General features: G+C 71.4%; 14 protein-coding genes and 1 pseudogene. 13 read left to right on the plus strand and 2 right to left on the minus strand.

The window, feature by feature from the left end:
• The first annotated feature begins 4 nt into the window (after positions 1-4).
• The 4 genes from VLK66_RS17140 (at position 5) to thrC (ending at position 5,526) form a co-directional block, all read left to right on the plus strand.
• The gene (locus VLK66_RS17140) at positions 5-346 is read left to right on the plus strand and encodes a hypothetical protein (RefSeq protein WP_325310675.1); all 342 of its coding nucleotides are present in this window, start codon (positions 5-7) and stop codon (positions 344-346) included.
• 244 nt (positions 347-590) lie between these two features.
• A complete protein-coding gene (gene thrA / locus VLK66_RS17145) occupies positions 591-3,065 on the plus strand; it encodes a bifunctional aspartate kinase/homoserine dehydrogenase I (protein ID WP_325310676.1) in 2,475 nt (824 codons plus the stop codon).
• Positions 3,062-4,006: a homoserine kinase gene (locus VLK66_RS17150; RefSeq protein ID WP_325310677.1), complete on the plus strand. Its 945-nt coding sequence runs from the start codon at positions 3,062-3,064 to the stop codon at positions 4,004-4,006. Before thrA ends, VLK66_RS17150 begins: the two co-directional genes overlap by 4 nt.
• Positions 4,007-4,233: 227 nt before the next feature.
• The gene (thrC, locus tag VLK66_RS17155) at positions 4,234-5,526 is read left to right on the plus strand and encodes a threonine synthase (protein ID WP_325310678.1); all 1,293 of its coding nucleotides are present in this window, start codon (positions 4,234-4,236) and stop codon (positions 5,524-5,526) included.
• Positions 5,527-5,913: 387 nt separating this feature from the next.
• Here the strand turns inward: thrC and VLK66_RS17160 are convergent, their stop codons facing one another.
• The gene (locus VLK66_RS17160) at positions 5,914-6,063 is read right to left on the minus strand and encodes a hypothetical protein (protein WP_325310679.1); all 150 of its coding nucleotides are present in this window, start codon (positions 6,061-6,063) and stop codon (positions 5,914-5,916) included.
• A 731-nt stretch (positions 6,064-6,794) separates the two neighbouring features.
• On the opposite strand from VLK66_RS17160, the gene VLK66_RS28640 reads away from it, so the two are divergent.
• The 7 genes and pseudogenes from VLK66_RS28640 (at position 6,795) to VLK66_RS17185 (ending at position 11,426) form a co-directional block, all read left to right on the plus strand.
• A complete protein-coding gene (locus VLK66_RS28640) occupies positions 6,795-7,226 on the plus strand; it encodes a DUF3761 domain-containing protein (protein ID WP_349260515.1) in 432 nt (143 codons plus the stop codon).
• A complete protein-coding gene (locus VLK66_RS17165; RefSeq protein WP_325310680.1) occupies positions 7,223-7,579 on the plus strand; it encodes a DUF3761 domain-containing protein in 357 nt (118 codons plus the stop codon). The genes VLK66_RS28640 and VLK66_RS17165 overlap by 4 nt, the downstream gene beginning before the upstream one ends.
• A gap of 26 nt (positions 7,580-7,605) precedes the next feature.
• Positions 7,606-8,148: pseudogene (locus VLK66_RS17170) on the plus strand (DUF4236 domain-containing protein); the annotation flags it as partial.
• Positions 8,131-8,385, plus strand: a complete 255-nt coding sequence (locus tag VLK66_RS28765) for a DUF3761 domain-containing protein (protein WP_414676495.1) — start codon at positions 8,131-8,133, stop codon at positions 8,383-8,385. The pseudogene VLK66_RS17170 and the gene VLK66_RS28765, both read left to right, overlap by 18 nt.
• 224 nt (positions 8,386-8,609) lie before the next feature.
• The gene (solA, locus tag VLK66_RS17175; RefSeq protein WP_325310682.1) at positions 8,610-9,743 is read left to right on the plus strand and encodes an N-methyl-L-tryptophan oxidase; all 1,134 of its coding nucleotides are present in this window, start codon (positions 8,610-8,612) and stop codon (positions 9,741-9,743) included.
• Positions 9,744-9,925: 182 nt separating this feature from the next.
• Positions 9,926-10,276 (plus strand): hypothetical protein, encoded by a 351-nt coding sequence (locus VLK66_RS17180; protein WP_325310683.1) that lies wholly within the window; start codon positions 9,926-9,928, stop codon positions 10,274-10,276.
• Positions 10,277-10,628: 352 nt separating this feature from the next.
• A complete protein-coding gene (locus tag VLK66_RS17185) occupies positions 10,629-11,426 on the plus strand; it encodes a class I SAM-dependent methyltransferase (RefSeq protein WP_325310684.1) in 798 nt (265 codons plus the stop codon).
• A 38-nt stretch (positions 11,427-11,464) separates the two neighbouring features.
• Here the strand turns inward: VLK66_RS17185 and VLK66_RS17190 are convergent, their stop codons facing one another.
• Positions 11,465-12,232 carry an alpha/beta fold hydrolase gene (locus tag VLK66_RS17190; RefSeq protein ID WP_325310685.1) on the minus strand — a complete coding sequence of 256 codons (768 nt, stop codon included), beginning with the start codon at positions 12,230-12,232 and terminating at the stop codon, positions 11,465-11,467.
• Between the two features lie 455 nt (positions 12,233-12,687).
• On the opposite strand from VLK66_RS17190, the gene fabF reads away from it, so the two are divergent.
• Both fabF and VLK66_RS17200 read left to right on the plus strand, forming a co-directional pair.
• Positions 12,688-14,007, plus strand: coding sequence for a beta-ketoacyl-ACP synthase II (fabF, locus tag VLK66_RS17195; RefSeq protein ID WP_325310686.1), 1,320 nt, complete (start codon positions 12,688-12,690; stop codon positions 14,005-14,007).
• A gap of 240 nt (positions 14,008-14,247) precedes the next feature.
• The gene (locus tag VLK66_RS17200) at positions 14,248-15,102 is read left to right on the plus strand and encodes an RNA polymerase sigma factor RpoD/SigA (RefSeq protein WP_325310687.1); all 855 of its coding nucleotides are present in this window, start codon (positions 14,248-14,250) and stop codon (positions 15,100-15,102) included.
• Positions 15,103-15,404: the final 302 nt, after the last annotated feature.

A 15,404-nucleotide genomic window follows, 5' to 3' on the forward strand; every position in this document is an offset into this window, starting at 1 on the left:
GAGAATGTCTACGGTACGCATCGAGGCGCCGGGAGAAGAGGCGCGCCGGGAAGAGTGGGACGGGCTGGATGGAGCGGCGGTGGACGCCTTTCTCGGCGCCGCCCGTCGGGAAGCCGGGTCCTTCGCCGCCGCCGGCTCGGGGGACCGCGTGGTCGGCTACAGCGCCACGGGAGACGCGGACGGAGTCGTCGTGTTCGTCAGCGAGCGGAACGGCCAGATCGCCTCCCTGAGCCCCGGCGCCGAGCTCCTGCTGGAGAACGCGCGGCACGAGAAGTGGGCCCGGGAGCGGAGAAGCGCGGCGGACCCCGCCGGAAGCGAAGCCCATCCTGAAACTGAATCCGCCTGAACTTGTGGGTGGACGTCGCTTGACACGCGGCGCCGCGCACCGGTAGAGTTGAAGCCATGACGAACGCCGCCATCCGCACCACCGGCACCACCACTACCACCACGACCCGTCTCACGGGCCGCGGCCGGGAGTGCTTGCGCCGGTAGTCGAGAAGGCGCGGTTCACCAGCAGGACGCGAGCGGCCCGTGAGCGATCACGGGCCGCTCTTCGTCTTGTCCCCATCCCCAAGACCCACGAGGACCGCATGCCCCCGGAACGCCTGGTGGTGCACAAGTTCGGCGGGACCAGCCTGGCCGGCGCGGAGCGCTACCGCGCCGTGGCGGAGATCGTCCTCGCGCGCCCCGAGCCGCGGCGCGCCATGGTCGTCAGCGCCATGGCGGGGGTGACGGACGGGCTGGTGCGCGCGGTGCGGCTGGCGGGCGCCCGCGACGCCGCGTACGAGCGCGAGATCGCGGCGCTGCGCGAGCGCCACCGCCGGACCGCCGCCGAGCTCCTCCCGCCCGCCGAGGCGGAATCGGTCGCCGAGGCGATGGAGCGCGAGCTGGCCGACGTGCACGACGTGCTGCGCGCCGCCTGGATCCTGCGCCACGCCCCGCGCGGCGGCGCCGACATGGTGTCCGGCGTGGGCGAGGTCTGGTCCGCGCGGCTGCTGGCCGCGTACCTGGGCACGCGCGGCGCGGGCGGCGCCTGGCTGGACGCGCGCGAGGTGCTGGTCGCCGAGCCCGGCGAGACGACGGCGCGGGTGGACTGGCCCGCCACGCGCGAGCGGCTGCGCGCGTGGGAAGCGGCGCGCGGCGGCATCCCCCCGATGCTCGTGGTAACCGGCTTTGTCGCCTCCACCGCGGCGGGCGTCCCCGCCACGCTGGGGCGGAACGGGAGCGACTTCTCCGCCTCCATCTTCGGCGCGCTGCTGGGGGCCGACGAGATCCACATCTGGACCGACGTGGACGGGGTGATGAGCGCCAACCCGCGCCTCGTCCCCGAGGCCATCGTCCTCGACCGCCTGAGCTACCGCGAGGCGATGGAGCTGGCGCACTTCGGCGCCAGGGTCGTCCACCCGGCGACGATGGGGCCCGCGGTGGAGCGCGGCATCCCCCTCTACATCCGCAACACCTTCCGCCCGGACGCGCCGGGAACGCGCATCGACGCCGACGGCGCCCCGGTGCGCATGGTGAAGGGGCTTTCCACGGTGGAGGGCGTGGCCCTGCTGAACCTGGAGGGGCCGGGGATGCGCGACGTGCCCGGCACCGCGCACCGCCTGTTCGCCGCGCTCCGCGAGGCCGGCGTGGAGCCGCTGATGGTGTCGCAGGGAAGCTCGCAGAACTCCATCTGCCTGGCCGTGCCCGCCGCGCTGGCCGGCGCGGCGCGCGGGGCGGCCGACGCGGCCTTCTTCGCCGAGCGCCACCACGGGCAGGTGCGTGAGACCGAGGTCGACGCCGACTGCTGCCTCCTCGCGGTCGTGGGCGACGGGATGGCGGGGAACCCCGGCGTGGCCGCGCGCTTCTTCGGCGCGCTGGGGAAGGCGGGCGTGAACATCCGCGCGATCGCGCAGGGCTCGTCGGAGCGCAACATCTCCGTGGTGGTCGGCGGAAGCGAGGCCGAGCGTGCCTTGCGCGCCGCGCACGCCGGGCTGTACCTGTCCGGGCAGACGCTCTCCATCGGGGTGATCGGCAGCGGCGTGGTGGGAGCGGCGCTGCTGGACCAGCTGGCCGCGCGCGCCCCCGCCATCCGCCGCGAGCGCAACGTGGACCTGCGCGTGCGCGCCATCTGCACCTCGCGCGCGATGGCGCGGGACGATCGCGGCATCGCGCTCGGCGGCTGGCGGGGGGAGATGGCGCGCGGCGACGCGCCGGATCTGGACGCCTTCGCCGCGCACGTGCAGACCGAGCACCTGCCGCACGCGGTGATCGTGGACTGCACGGCCGACGAGTCCATCGCGCGGCGGTACGCGGAGTGGCTGCGGCGCGGCATCCACGTGGTGACGCCGAACAAGCGCGCGAACACGCTGGAGCTGGACTACTACCGCCAGCTGCGGGCGCTGGGGCGCGGCGCGGGCGGGCACTACCTGTACGAGACCACGGTCGGCGCGGGGCTCCCCATCATCCAGACGCTGCGCGACCTGATCGACACGGGCGACGAGGTGCAGCGCATCGAGGGCGTCCTTTCGGGGACGCTGTCGTACCTCTTCAACGCCTTCGACGGGGTGCGGCCGTTCTCGGAACTGGTCGGCGAGGCGCGGCGCGAGGGGTTCACCGAGCCCGACCCGCGCGACGACCTGTCCGGCGCCGACGTGGCCCGGAAGGTGGTGATCCTGGGACGGGAGATGGGACTGGAGATGGAGATGGCGGACGTGGAGCTGGAAGGACTGGTGCCCGACGGGCTGCGCGGCGGGAGCGTGGACGACTTCCTCCGCCGCCTGGGCGAGCACGACGAGCCGATGACGCGGATGTGGCGCGACGCGCACGGGCGCGGCGAGCGGCTGCGCTTCGTCGGCGCCGTCGAGCGGGACGGGCGGGCGACGGTGCGGCTGCGCGCCTATCCGGCCACGCACGCATTCGCGCGGCTGAACCGCACCGACAACCTGGTGCAGTTCCAGACGCGGCGGTACACGCCCAACCCGCTGATCGTGCAGGGCCCCGGCGCCGGGCCGGAGGTCACGGCCGGCGGCGTCTTCGCGGACCTGCTGCGCCTGGCCTCGTACCTGGGGGGCGCCTCGTGACGCCTCCGTCGCGCGCCACGGCCTTCGCCCCCGCCAGCACCTCCAACCTCGCCGTCGGCTTCGACCTCCTCGGCCATCCGCTGGCGCTGTATGGAGATCGCGTGACGGTCACGCGGCGCGCGTCCCCCGGTGTCGTGATGGGCGCGGTGACGGGAGTCGCCGGCCCGCTGCCGGCGGACCCCGCCGCGAACACCGCGGGGACGGCGGTGATGCGCTTCCTGGCCGACCACGCGCCGGGGCTGGGCGTGGAGGTGGCGATCGAGAAGGGGATCCCGCTGGGCTCGGGGATCGGGGGATCGGCCGCCTCCGCAGTGGCCGCGGTGGTCGCAGCGAACGCGCTGCTCCCGGAGCCGCTCCCCGCCGCCGCGCTCTTCCGCTACGCGCTGATGGGCGAGGCGGTCGCCAGCGGGGCGATGCACGGCGACAACGTGGCCCCATCGCTCTTCGGCGGGCTGGTGCTGGTGCGCGCCGCCGATCCGCCGGACGTGGTTCCCCTCCCCGCCCCGCCCGCGCTGCGCTGCGTCCTCGTGCTCCCGCGCCTGCGGCTGGACACGCGCGACGCCCGCGCCGTGCTGCCGAAGTCCGTGCCGCTGGGCGACTTCATCCACCAGTGCGCGAACCTGGCCGGCGTGGTGGCGGGGTGCTTCCGCGGCGACCTGGCGCTCATCGGCCGCTCGCTGCGCGACGAGGTGATCGAGCCGCACCGTGCCGCCCTCATCCCCGGCTTCGCCGCCGTCCAGGCCGCCGCGATGGACGCGGGCGCGCTCGGCTGCTCCATCTCCGGCGCCGGCCCCAGCCTCTTCGCCTGGTGCGATGAGGATGAAGATGCCGAGCGCGCGCGGATCGCGATGGTCGCTGCCTTCGCCGCCGCCGGAGTCGCCGCCGAGGGCTGGACGTCGCCGGTCGACGGCCCGGGCGCGCGGCTGGAGGACGTGGGGTGATGGGGATGCGTGCGCGTCCCAAAAGATCCAGAATGCGAGTGAACTCGCGGCTACAACGGCACGCACTCCGCCTGCGCGGAGTTCAACCGCGTTTCCCCGTCGCACCAGCGATGCGGCCGCCCAGGAGTGATGTCCGCGAAGGCGGACAGTGTGCAGTTGTAACCGCCACTTCAGCGGCATTTTCCACACACCGATGCCGGTAACAAGCTCCGCATGGCCGGAATGAGATGAGATACATCAGCACGCGCGGCCAATCCGATCCCGTCCCGCTCTCCGCGGCGGTGGAGCGCGGGCTGGCGCCGGACGGCGGCCTCTACGTCCCCGAGGCGTATCCCCCCATCGCGCCCGAGGCGCTGGACGGCGCGGAGACGCTGGCGGAGGTCGCCGAGCGGCTGCTGGCGCCGTTCTTCGCGGGCGATGTGCTGGCGCCCGCGCTGGGCGCCATCTGCCGCGAGGCGTTCACCGTTCCCGTGCCGCTGCGAGATCTGCGCGATCGCACCGCCGTGCTGGAGCTGTTCCACGGGCCGACCGCGGCGTTCAAGGACGTGGGCGCGCGCTTCCTGGCCGCGCTGATGTCGCGCCTCGACGGCGGCGACGCGCGGCCGCTCACCATCCTCGTCGCCACCTCGGGCGACACCGGCGGCGCGGTGGCGGCGGCGTTCCACGGGCGCCCGGGCGTGGAGGTCGCCGTGCTGTATCCGGCGGGGATGGTGTCGCCGCGGCAGGAGAAGCAGCTCACCGCGTGGGGCGGCAACGTGCGCGCGTTCGCCGTGCGCGGCGCCTTCGACGACTGCCAGCGCCTGGTGAAGGCGGCCATGGCGGACCCGGCGCTCCGCGCGGCGCGGCGATTGTCGTCGGCCAACAGCATCAACGTGGGCCGGCTGCTGCCGCAGATGGCCTATTACGCCTGGGCCGCGCGCGAGTACGTCCGCCGCCACGGCGCGGAGCCGGGCTTCGTCATCCCCTCGGGCAACCTGGGCAACGCCGCGGCGGCGCTCTGGGCGCGCCGCGCCGGGCTCCCCATCCGCCAGGTGGTGATGGCCACGAACGCGAACCGCGCCATCGCCGCGTTCGCCGCGGGCGGCGCGTGGGCCGCGCACCCGACCGTGGCCACGCTCGCCAGCGCGATGGACGTGGGCGATCCCAGCAACATGGAGCGCATCTTCCACCTCTTCGGCGGCCACGAGCCTGCGCGCGCGGCGCTGTGCGCGGAGCAGGTGGACGACGACGAGATTCGCCGCGTGATCCGCGAAGGCGAATCGCGGTGGGGCACCGTGTGGGACCCGCACACCGCCACCGCCATCGCCGCGCGCGAGCGCCTCGGCGGCAGCGACTGGATCGTCGTCGCCACCGCGCACCCCGCCAAGTTCGAGGCCGTCGTCGAGCCGCTCGTCGGCCACGAGATCCCCATCCCCCCCGAGTTGCAGCGCCTCCTCGGCCGCCCCTCCCACGCCGAGCCCCTGGAGCCCACCCTCGACGCCTTCCGCGCCGCGCTGGAGGGCGAATCAGAGGGGAGATAACAGCGCCGCGCTGGATGTAGAGTCAGAGGGAGACGCCAATCCCCCGCGAAAAGACGTCATCCTGAGGCCGGCCACGCCCGAGCCGCTTCCGCACAAGTGCATTCAGGCCGAAGGATCTATCGCCGGATAGCACGTCAGCATGCTCCGCGCGCCGGGATGTCGGTCGCCGGTCCCCTGCTCACGTGCGAGGCAGGGTATGGATCCTTCGGCCTGCGACTTTCCGCGCGGGTGCAGCTTGCGGCGTGGCCGGCCTCAGGATGACGTCTTTCGAGGGCGGCGTCAGGACCTGCCCGCACATCCGGTTGCACCGTTTCATCGCCAAACGAAAATGCCCCGGCGCCGCTCTGGCGCCGGGGCACATCCATTTGTCCGATCTCGGCCCGCGATCTAGCAGAAGCAGACCGTCGCCTTGCTTCCGGGGACGCAGCCCGGCTCGTTCGTGCGCGGCGTGATGAGCAGCGATGCCGTATCCTGGGTGACCGGCGTTTCGAAGCTTTCGATGACCAGGTCCTCGGGGTTCAGCGTGAGCTTGGGCATGGTCTCCTCCCGGGCTGGGGTGTGGTGGGAGATGCGGCGAACGCCTCGGCGCGAGGCCGGCGTTCGCGGAGCCGATGCCGCGGGATCGCGGCCGAGGTAGGCAGCCCCGCATCGAAGAAGCACCCTGCGTCAGCCACCGTCAAGCGCCCGTGCGGATGCGGGCGATGCAAGCCGCCTCGCCCGCTCTGCGGGCCAATCCAGAGCGGATGAATGCCGCCGTTGGTTTATGATGTTGCGTGCAGCGGCGGGTTGGCTGCACGGGGAGGAATTCGAAGATGCGACTGAAGTCGCGGCTACAACTGCACACTGTCCGCCTTCGCGGACATCGCGCGAGGCGAGCGGCAGTGCGTCGCCTCCGAATCCGCGCGGAGGATGGTTTTGGCGATAATGTCCAGCGTTGATCCAGCGGCGGCGCAAACAAACCGCATCTGAATCTCGCCGCAGGCGGACGGACTGACACGCAACAAACATCAACGCAGCCGCGGGAGATCGCTCCCGCGCTGCTGATTTTCATCCCTCTAAAACCGCTTTGGGAAACGTCAGATCAACGTCCGTCAAATCCACAGTTGGTCAGCGGCGACGTAAAAGACGCGCCGTCGGAACCACCGCTGGACGCGTCACCGATCGACCCTCTCCCCGAACGCATCATCATGACGCAACGAGATCCCCGCGATCCCGCCCACGGTCCATCGGACGATGCCGACGACATCGAAGCCAAAGTCCGGGATGTGATGCGACAGGAGCAGACTCCGTCACCTCCACCGCCCGAGCCGGAAGCTCACGACGACATCGATCGCATCGTTGACGCCCCTGAGAAGAGGAAGTGGCGCCTGTCGTGGGAAGCGGGGAGCATCTTCGCCGTCGTGCTGATCCTTGCCATCGCTGTAGCGGCTCTCCGCGGCGGAGGCGATGACGGGAAAGAATCGAGCACGTCCCAGCAGCCGCGCGGGATAATCTCACGGCCTCCGCCGCCGCCCGCGGCACCGCTCCTGTCGCTTACCGACAGAACGGCGATCTGTCGCGACGGCACAGCGTCGTTCAGCAAGCATTCAGGTGGAACCTGCTCGTCCCGCGGTGGCGTCCGATGCTGGATCCATCACCCGGGCCCGAACCCTCCGACGACCGCGCCGTTCTGCACCACCCCGTCCGAGAAAGAGCCTTGATCCGCTCGAAGAACCATAGTGAGCTTGGAGAATCAATGGATTCCGAGAAATCGTTGCGTCAGTGGCAGGCGAGGGAGCGTGCGGAAGCAAAGCGTCGGCAGGAAGAGGAGAGGCGCAGGAAGCGAGCGGAGAAGCGGCGCCGGCTTCTGAAGCCGTTGCGGGTGATCGGGTTTGCCATCTCGGCCACTGTCGCCGCCTGGGGAGCATCGAAGATCCGGCATCATGGCGAACGCGAAGCCTCGTCCGCGACCGCGCTCTGCCGGGACGGAAGCTATTCTTACAGCAAACACCGTCCGGGCACCTGCTCCGGGCATGCAGGCGTGAAGAAGTGGATCAATCTCCCTGAGTATTGAGGACCCGTTCATCCCGAGGTGAAGTCATGGGCTTCCGTTTCCGCAAATCGGTGAAGATCGCACCCGGCGTCCGGCTGAACTTCAGCCGCTCCGGCGTGAGCACGACGGTGGGCGTGCGTGGGATGAGCGTGAACACCGGCCGCCGGGGCACCTACCTGAACGCGGGGATCCCGGGGACGGGCATCCGCTCGCGCTCGCGCATCGGTGGCGGCGGGCGCGGAGGCTCGGCGGCGCCGGCTGGCGCGGGGAACACGCTGGCCGGGTGCATGGGATGCGGCGGCATCGGGTTCATGCTGCTGCTCGTCGTGGGGTTCTGCGGCAGCATCGCCGGCCACCCGGGCGGCGGCTACACCGGCGCCAGCGGCTACGCGCCGCTCTCGATCGTCGACAGCAGCGGCTACGGCCAGCAGCGCGAAACGCTGTACGCACGCGGCCAGGTGAACGTGCGCTCCGGCGCCGGCACCTCGTACGCCGTCGTGCGCACGCTCTCGCGCGGCGATCGTATCGAAGTCGGATCACGGGATTCGCGCGGCTGGGCGGCGGTCTACGAGATCGGCGGCCCGCGCATCGGCTTCGTGCATCTCCCCACCACGCGCCTGACCTCGTCCTCGCCATCGGCCGACGACAACGATCGTCCACGCTCGGCGCGCAGTTCGACAGACGGCGAGCGACCACGTTCGCGACGGCGCTCGGAGCGCAGCGCACCGTCCGGAGCAACCGCCCGCTGCCGCGACGGCACGCCGTCGTTCAGCACGCATCGCCGCGGCACCTGCTCGCATCACGGAGGAGTGGCGGAGTGGTATTAGATCGCGCAGCGCAGCCGCGTCTGTGAGTTACCCAGCACCAGCCTTCGATCTTGCGCCCGAATGCCGCGGCCGCAGTCGCGGAGCGACTTTGTGCTGTTGTTGCATGCGAATTCCATTCGCCTTCCACCCTGCCGCGGCCAAGCCGTGCCGACGCCGTGTCGCCGCCGCGGCCGCCGTGGTAAACTGCCGGGATCGTGAAGCACGACTCCCTACCCGGCATCCACATGACGGATCGATACGACGTGATCGTGGCCGGCCTGGGCGCGATGGGCAGCGCCTCGGCGTACCACCTGGCGCGGCGCGGGCTGCGCGTGCTGGGGCTGGACCGCTGGCCGCAGCCGCACGCCCACGGCTCGTCGCACGGCGACAGCCGCATCATCCGCGAGATGTACTTCGAGCACCCGCTGTACGTCCCGCTCGTGCAGCGCGCGTACGAGCTCTGGCGCGAGCTGGAGCGCGACGCCGGCGAGCCGCTGATGCGCATCCACGGTGGCCTGATGATCGGCCCGCGGGACGGAATGCTCATCACCGGCACCCTCCGCAGCGCCGCCGAGCACGGGCTCCCGTACGAGTTGCTGTCGCCCGCCGCGGTCCGCGTCCGCTTCCCCGCCTTCGCCATCTCCGGCGACCTCGTCGCCGTGTTCGACCCGCGCGCGGGATATCTCCACCCCGAGGCGTGCACCGCCGCGCACCTGGCGCTCGCCGCCCGCCACGGCGCCGACCTCCGCTACGGCGAGCCGGTGGCGGGGTGGGAGGAAGACGGAGACGGCGTCCGCGTCCGCACCGCGACGCAGGCGTGGACGGCCGATCGCCTGCTCGTCACCGCCGGCGCGTGGACGCGGGAGCTGCTGGGCGGGATCGATCTCCCGCTCACCGTCGAGCGCCAGGTGCCGTTCTGGTTCGATCTCCCCGCGGGTGAGGATTACGAGCCGGAGCGCTGCCCGATCTACGCGTGGGAGCACACGACGGGCTTCATCGGCTACGGCTTCCCGCGGCTGGAGAAGGGCGTGAAGGCCGCGCGGATGCACCAGGGCGAGACCGCCGCGCACCCCGACGGCATTCGCCGCACCGTCGACTCAGACGAGGTGGAGCCGCTGCGGGCCGCGCTGCGCCAGATCCTCCCCGCCGCCGCGGCCGCGCCGGTGCGCGAGAGCACGACCTGTCTCTTCACCAACACCCCGGACGGCGACTTCGCCATCGGCTTCCACCCGGCGCATCCGCGCGTCCTCATCTCCACCCCCTGCTCGGGCCACGGCTTCAAGTTCGCCTCCGCCATCGGCGAGCTGCACGCCGACCTGCTGACCGAGGGCCGCACCCGCTTCGACCTCGCCCCATTCCGCCTGGAGCGCTTCGGTTGACGCGCGCGATCACGATCGTATCACGCCACACAAACAGGCGTTGAGCGCCCATTTCGCTGATTTACGAATCGGTTGCGCCATGGAGCGCGAAATGCATCTGTTTACGCCCGAGCCGCGGCCGCGCTCCTGTGCCGGCCGGCTCACGAGCCTTTCCTTCGACCCCCACCCCTCGGAGGCACCTCATGAAGAAGCTGGCGCTCGAGCTGGACACGCTGCTGGTCGAATCGTTCGACACCACGCCCGCCGGACGCGTCGTGATGGGCGGCACGGTGCGCGCGCACGACTCCCGCGCGTACCCCGTGGACGAGAACACCAACAGCGGCGACGGGACGTGCTGGGAGGCCGGGTGCAACAACAACACGGCGGGCGGCGAGAACACCTGCGACACGGGGTGCGGCGGAACGCAGTACGTGACCTGCAACCCCACCGAGGCCAACTGCGTGGTGCAGACCGACAACACCTGCTACGGCTACACCTGCTACGGGGTGAGCTGCGGGCCCGCCGGCTCGTGCAGCCAGGGCTGCTACGTGTGAGCGGCGCCTTCCCGCGGACCGGCGATTGACACGCGGCGGGAGCGTGGATACCGTTCATCCGCAACCCGTTTCCAGGTGATGGCAAGATGATGGTGGACATCCACATGGGCATTTCGATGCGGCGCATCCGCGGCCACGGTCGCGGATCCGCCTGCGGCGAGGCTGTGCCCATCGTACGGATGTCGTAAGCCCCGGCAGAAGCCGGTCGCGACAGGCCGTGGGCGCGCTCTCGTGCGCGCCCACGGCCTTTTTCGTTCGCCCGCAGGCCGCGGCGCGTGTGCAGGCACGCGCCGCGGCTTTTCCCGTTTTTCCCGAAATCGAGCGATCAACCCATGAACACGAGCGTGGCCCGATGGGAAGAAGAAAGAATCAGGCTCGGCCTGCAGGGAGCGACAGCTGGAACCCGGTGGCCGACTGGTACACCGGCTGGGTGGGCGCCGAGGGAAGCGAGCACCACCGCCGCGTCGCCATCCCCGCGCTGCTGGAGCTGCTGCTCCCCGCGCGCGGCGAGCAGGTGCTGGACGTGGGCTGCGGGCCGGGGGTGCTGGCCCCGCACGTGGCCGGGGCCGGCGCGCGCTACACCGGCGTGGACGCCAGCCGCAGGCTGCTGGAGTTCGCGCGGCGCCACCACGCCGCGCACGGCCGCTTCGTCCAGGGCGACGCCACGAAGCTGCAGGAGATCGGCGAGCTCCAGGCGGGCGCGTTCGACGCGGCGGTGTTCCTGCTGAGCATCCAGGACATCGACCCGCTGGAAGACGCGCTGGCGGCGGCGGCGTGGGCGGTGCGGCCCGGCGGGCGCGTGGTGCTGCTGATGACGCACCCGTGCTTCCGCATCCCCCGCCAGAGCGGGTGGGGATGGGACCGCCAGCGCAAGCTGCAGTACCGCCGCGTGGACCGGTACCTGACGCGGCTGGCGGTGCCGATGAAGAGCTACGGCGCCGCCCGCCACGGCTTCACCCGCAGCTATCACCGCCCGCTCGGGGCGTACGTGAACGGCCTGGCCGCCTGCGGGCTGCGGGTCGACGGCATCCACGAGATCCCCACGCACAAGTCTCCGGAGCCCGGCCCGCACGCCCGCGCCGAACGGCTGGCCACGCGCGAGATCCCGCTCTTCCTCGGCCTCCGCGCCGTGAAGGAGGAGGGGAGATGAAGACCGGCCCCCGCGCGCGGCATGCGCGGGGGCCACTTTCACACCGCCGCCTCCACCTCCGCGATGAACTCGTCCAGCATGCGGTTCACCTCTTCGGGGCGGTCGAGCTGGATCCAGTGGCCGGTGCCGGTCACCATCCGGTGCGCGAGCGACGGGTCGATGACGTGCAGGCTCATCGGCCCGTCGTTCTGCGGCGTGGTGATGGAGATGCGCAGCCCGCGGTAGCCCCGCAGCAGCGCCTCCACGTCCAGGTCGCGAAGCGCGCGGAGGATGCCGGCGACGGTGGCCCGCGGCGTCGCGCGCAGATCAGCCAGCAGGCGGTCGCGGACGGCGGGGTCCGCGCCCGCGATGCCGCGCCAGTAGGCGTCGATCGCCTCTTGATACCCGTCCCCCTCCAGCGTGGCGAGGAACGGGTCGATCATCTCCGCGGGAACGCGCCGCATGTCGCCCGAGGGATCGAGCAGGAACAGCCCCGCCACGCGCTCCGGGTGCATCCCCGCGTACGCCAGCGCGACCAGTCCCCCCGCGCTGTGGCCGGCGAGGACGAAGCGCGCCAGCCCCAGCCGGTCCACCGCCGCCGCGACGTCCCGCGCCATCTCCGCGGGCGACCAGCCGCCGTCCGGCGCCGCGCCCGAGCGCCCGTGCCCGCGCCAGTCCAGCGCCACCGCCCGCCGCGAGGCGCGCAGGTGCGCGAGCTGCGCCTCCCAGTGGCGCGTGTTCCCCGCCAGCGAGTGGAGGAAGACGACGGGGAGCCCATCCCCCGCCCCGCCGTCGTCCGCGTGCAGCTCCACCGTCGCATCCCCCATCGTCCCCTCCGGACTCGCGGTTCATCCATCCCCCGCCCGCAGTTTACCGCGGTTCGTCCCGCCCATCCAGCGACGCCCGTTGCGCCCGCGCCGCCGACCGCCGAACTTGGCCGCCCGGCCACGAACTTCGCACCGATGATTCAAATCTCGCCATCCCGGCGGCGGCCCTGCGCCGGCGCGGCCCGGGGGCTCCGCAGCGGTCCGACCGTGACTCGCGCGCGCACAGGCGTAGCACGAGAGAACACCCGGGGCGGCCGCCGCGGCGGAGGCGGAGTGGGGATAACCCGCGCCGCGCTTTGCGTTCGGCCGCAAACATCCGCGCGCACCGAAACTTGCATCCGGTGTAGCAGAGACCGGGCGGCACCGCGGCCGTGGTACCCCACGGGCGCGGGCGGCCGGGCCGCATCCCGCGCCGCATCTTCCATCTTCCCTGTAAATCCAAGCGGTACAACGGCATGAGCGACACCAACGGCAACGGCACACCCCCCCGGCGGCGCGTGGTCGTCACCGGCATCGGCGCCATCACGCCCATCGGCACCGGCGTGGAGGGGCTGTGGGAAGGGCTGCGCCGCCGCGAGAGCGCCGTGCAGCGCATCGACCGCTTCGACCCGTCGCCCTTCCGCACGCAGATCGCCGCGCAGGTGAACGACTTCGAGCCCGCCGACTACATGGACCGGCAGCGGGTGAAGCGCACCGAGCGCTACGCCCAGTTCTCCATCGCCGCCTCGCGCCTGGCGCTGGAGAACGCGGGGATCGACCCGGCGGCCGAGGACCCCGACCGCGTGGGCGTGCTGATGGGGAGCGCGCTGGGCGGCGTGGCCTACGGCGAGGGGCAGTTCACCAGCTACGTGCAGAACGGCGTGCGCGGGGTGGACCCGCTGCTGGCCTTGGCCGTGTTCAACGGCGCCGCCAGCTGCAACGTGGCCATCGAGTTCGGCTTCACCGGCCCCAACTCCACCAACGGGATGAGCTGCGCCTCGGGCGCCATCGCCGTGGGCGACGGCTGGCGCGCCATCCGCGACGGCGACGCCGACGTGGTGCTGGCCGGCGGGGTGGAGACGCCGCTGGCGCCGCTCTGCTACGGCGCCTTCGCCATCATCCGCGCCATGTCCACGCGCAACGACGATCCCCGGCGCGCCTCGCGCCCCTTCGACCGCGACCGCGACGGCTTCGTGATGGGCGAGGCGGCGTGCGTCCTCGTCCTGGAGGAGTACGAGCGGGCGAAGGCGCGCGGCGCGCACGTGTACGCCGAAATCCTCGGATACGGCACCAGCAACGACGCGCACCACATGACCGCGCCGCGCCCCGACGGCGCGCAGGCCGTGCGCGCGATGAACACCGCGCTGCGCACCGGCGGCGTGGCCCCGGAGCAGGTCGACTACGTGAACGCGCACGCCTCGTCCACCCCGCTGAACGACAGCACCGAGAGCCGCGTGATCCGCTCGGTGCTGGGCGAGCACGCCGAAAAAGCGATCGTGAGCGGCACCAAGGGGTACCATGCGCACTGCCTGGGCGCCACCGGCGCGGTCGAGGCGGCCATCACCGCGCTGGTCATCGAGCGCGGGTGGGTGCCGCCCACGCTGAACCTGGAGGAGCCCGGCGAGGAGTGCGACCTGTGCTACTCCACGGGACCGGGCGAGGCGCGAAACGTGCGGTACGCCGTCTCGAACTCGTTCGGCTTCGGGGGGATCAACGCCGCGCTGGCTTTCGGCGCGGCGAACGGCACCCCGCATCCCGGCGCGAACGGGAACGGAGCCACGCACGGCGGCGTCTGAGCGGACCGCCGTGTGAAGGTGCGCGCAAACGCGCGGACCACAACGGGTTGTGCTTGCTGGAAATCCCACCGCGTCCACTTGGGGCACGCGGGGAAATTGACTTCCGCTCTTGACCGGGTTAGCTTTGCCGGCTATGGGGATTTCCGGGAGACATCCTTAGCCCACGCAGGAGCAGCGAGTCCTCGAACACCACCGAGGCTCGCTGCTCTTGTTCTTTCAGAAAGGCGAACCGAAATGTTCTTGAGCTCACGGGCCCTCGACTCGTTCGACCAGTACCTGCATGACGTCGAGAAGTACCCGCTGATCGAAGACCCCGCCGAGGAGCGCGCGCTTGCTCACCGGGCTCGCAGCGGAGACAAGGAGGCCGCGGAGCGGCTGGTGACGGCGAACCTCCGGTTCGTCATCAGCTACGTGAAGAAGTACCAGGGCCGCGGGCTGGGCCTTGCCGAGCTCGTCTGCATCGGGAACGAGGGGCTGCTGAAGGCGGTGAAGAAGTTCGACCCCGACAAGGGGGTCAAGTTCATCTCGTACGCCGTGTGGTGGATCCGCCAGACGGTGCTGCAGGCGCTGGCCGAGCAGACCCGCTCGGTGCGCATCCCGCTGAACCAGAACTCCAACCTGGTCCGCCTCTCCCGGGTGGACACGGCGCTCACCCAGACGCTGGGCCGCTCGCCCACCGACGAGGAGATCGCCGACGAGATGGGCGAGCCGGTGGACACCATCCGCGCGCTGCGCCGGGTGGCCGCCAGCGAGCTTTCGCTCGACGCGCCGCTGGACCGCGGCGACCGCGACAGCGCCAGCTTCGGCGAGCGCTTCGCCGGCAGCGAGGCGGTGGAGATCGAGGAGGAGGTCGAGAGCCAGGCGCGGCGCGAGTTCCTGGAGAAGATGTTCGAGAAGTACCTCACCGAGCGCGAGCGCAAGATCCTGTACCTGTACTACGGGCTGGACGAGGGCGAGGAGCGTACGCTGGAGGAGATCGGGTCGATGCTGGGCGTGACCCGCGAGCGCATCCGCCAGATTCGCAACCGCGCGTTCGAGAAGCTGCGCGAGAGCGCCGATGGTGGGGCGCTGGAAGGCTTCTGGGCGGTGTCGTAGCCGCTTCGACGCATAGATCCACATCCCGGCATGGAAGGGCGGAGGAGCTTTCGGGCTTCTCCGCCCTTCCGCTTTTTTTCACACGGAGCACAGAGGTACCGAGACAGGAAGGGAATCCGCGCGGTCCTCCGTGTCTCCGCGTGATCCTCTTTCCGGCCCTTGTCATACCGTATCTGGAGATTACCTGTGCATTTCCGCTCAAGACTAGGGAGACGTCATCCTGAGGCCGGCCACAGTGCAAGCTGAATCTGCACAGGTATTTGCAGGCCGAAGGATCTATAGCCGGTGCCGCACGTTCGCTG

Source organism: Longimicrobium sp. (assembly GCF_035474595.1).
Lineage (GTDB): Bacteria > Gemmatimonadota > Gemmatimonadetes > Longimicrobiales > Longimicrobiaceae > Longimicrobium.

Bases quoted from the DNA above. Each gene is read 5' to 3' on its own strand.
- VLK66_RS17140 (WP_325310675.1), top strand. From the start codon at position 5: ATGTCTACGGTACGCATCGAGGCGCCGGGAGAAGAGGCGCGCCGGGAA.
- thrA (WP_325310676.1), top strand. From the start codon at position 591: ATGCCCCCGGAACGCCTGGTGGTGCACAAGTTCGGCGGGACCAGCCTG.
- thrC (WP_325310678.1), top strand. From the start codon at position 4,234: ATGAGATACATCAGCACGCGCGGCCAATCCGATCCCGTCCCGCTCTCC.
- VLK66_RS17160 (WP_325310679.1), bottom strand. From the start codon at position 6,063: ATGCCCAAGCTCACGCTGAACCCCGAGGACCTGGTCATCGAAAGCTTC.
- VLK66_RS28640 (WP_349260515.1), top strand. From the start codon at position 6,795: ATGCGACAGGAGCAGACTCCGTCACCTCCACCGCCCGAGCCGGAAGCT.
- solA (WP_325310682.1), top strand. From the start codon at position 8,610: ATGACGGATCGATACGACGTGATCGTGGCCGGCCTGGGCGCGATGGGC.
- VLK66_RS17180 (WP_325310683.1), top strand. From the start codon at position 9,926: ATGAAGAAGCTGGCGCTCGAGCTGGACACGCTGCTGGTCGAATCGTTC.
- VLK66_RS17185 (WP_325310684.1), top strand. From the start codon at position 10,629: ATGGGAAGAAGAAAGAATCAGGCTCGGCCTGCAGGGAGCGACAGCTGG.
- VLK66_RS17190 (WP_325310685.1), bottom strand. From the start codon at position 12,232: ATGGGGGATGCGACGGTGGAGCTGCACGCGGACGACGGCGGGGCGGGG.
- fabF (WP_325310686.1), top strand. From the start codon at position 12,688: ATGAGCGACACCAACGGCAACGGCACACCCCCCCGGCGGCGCGTGGTC.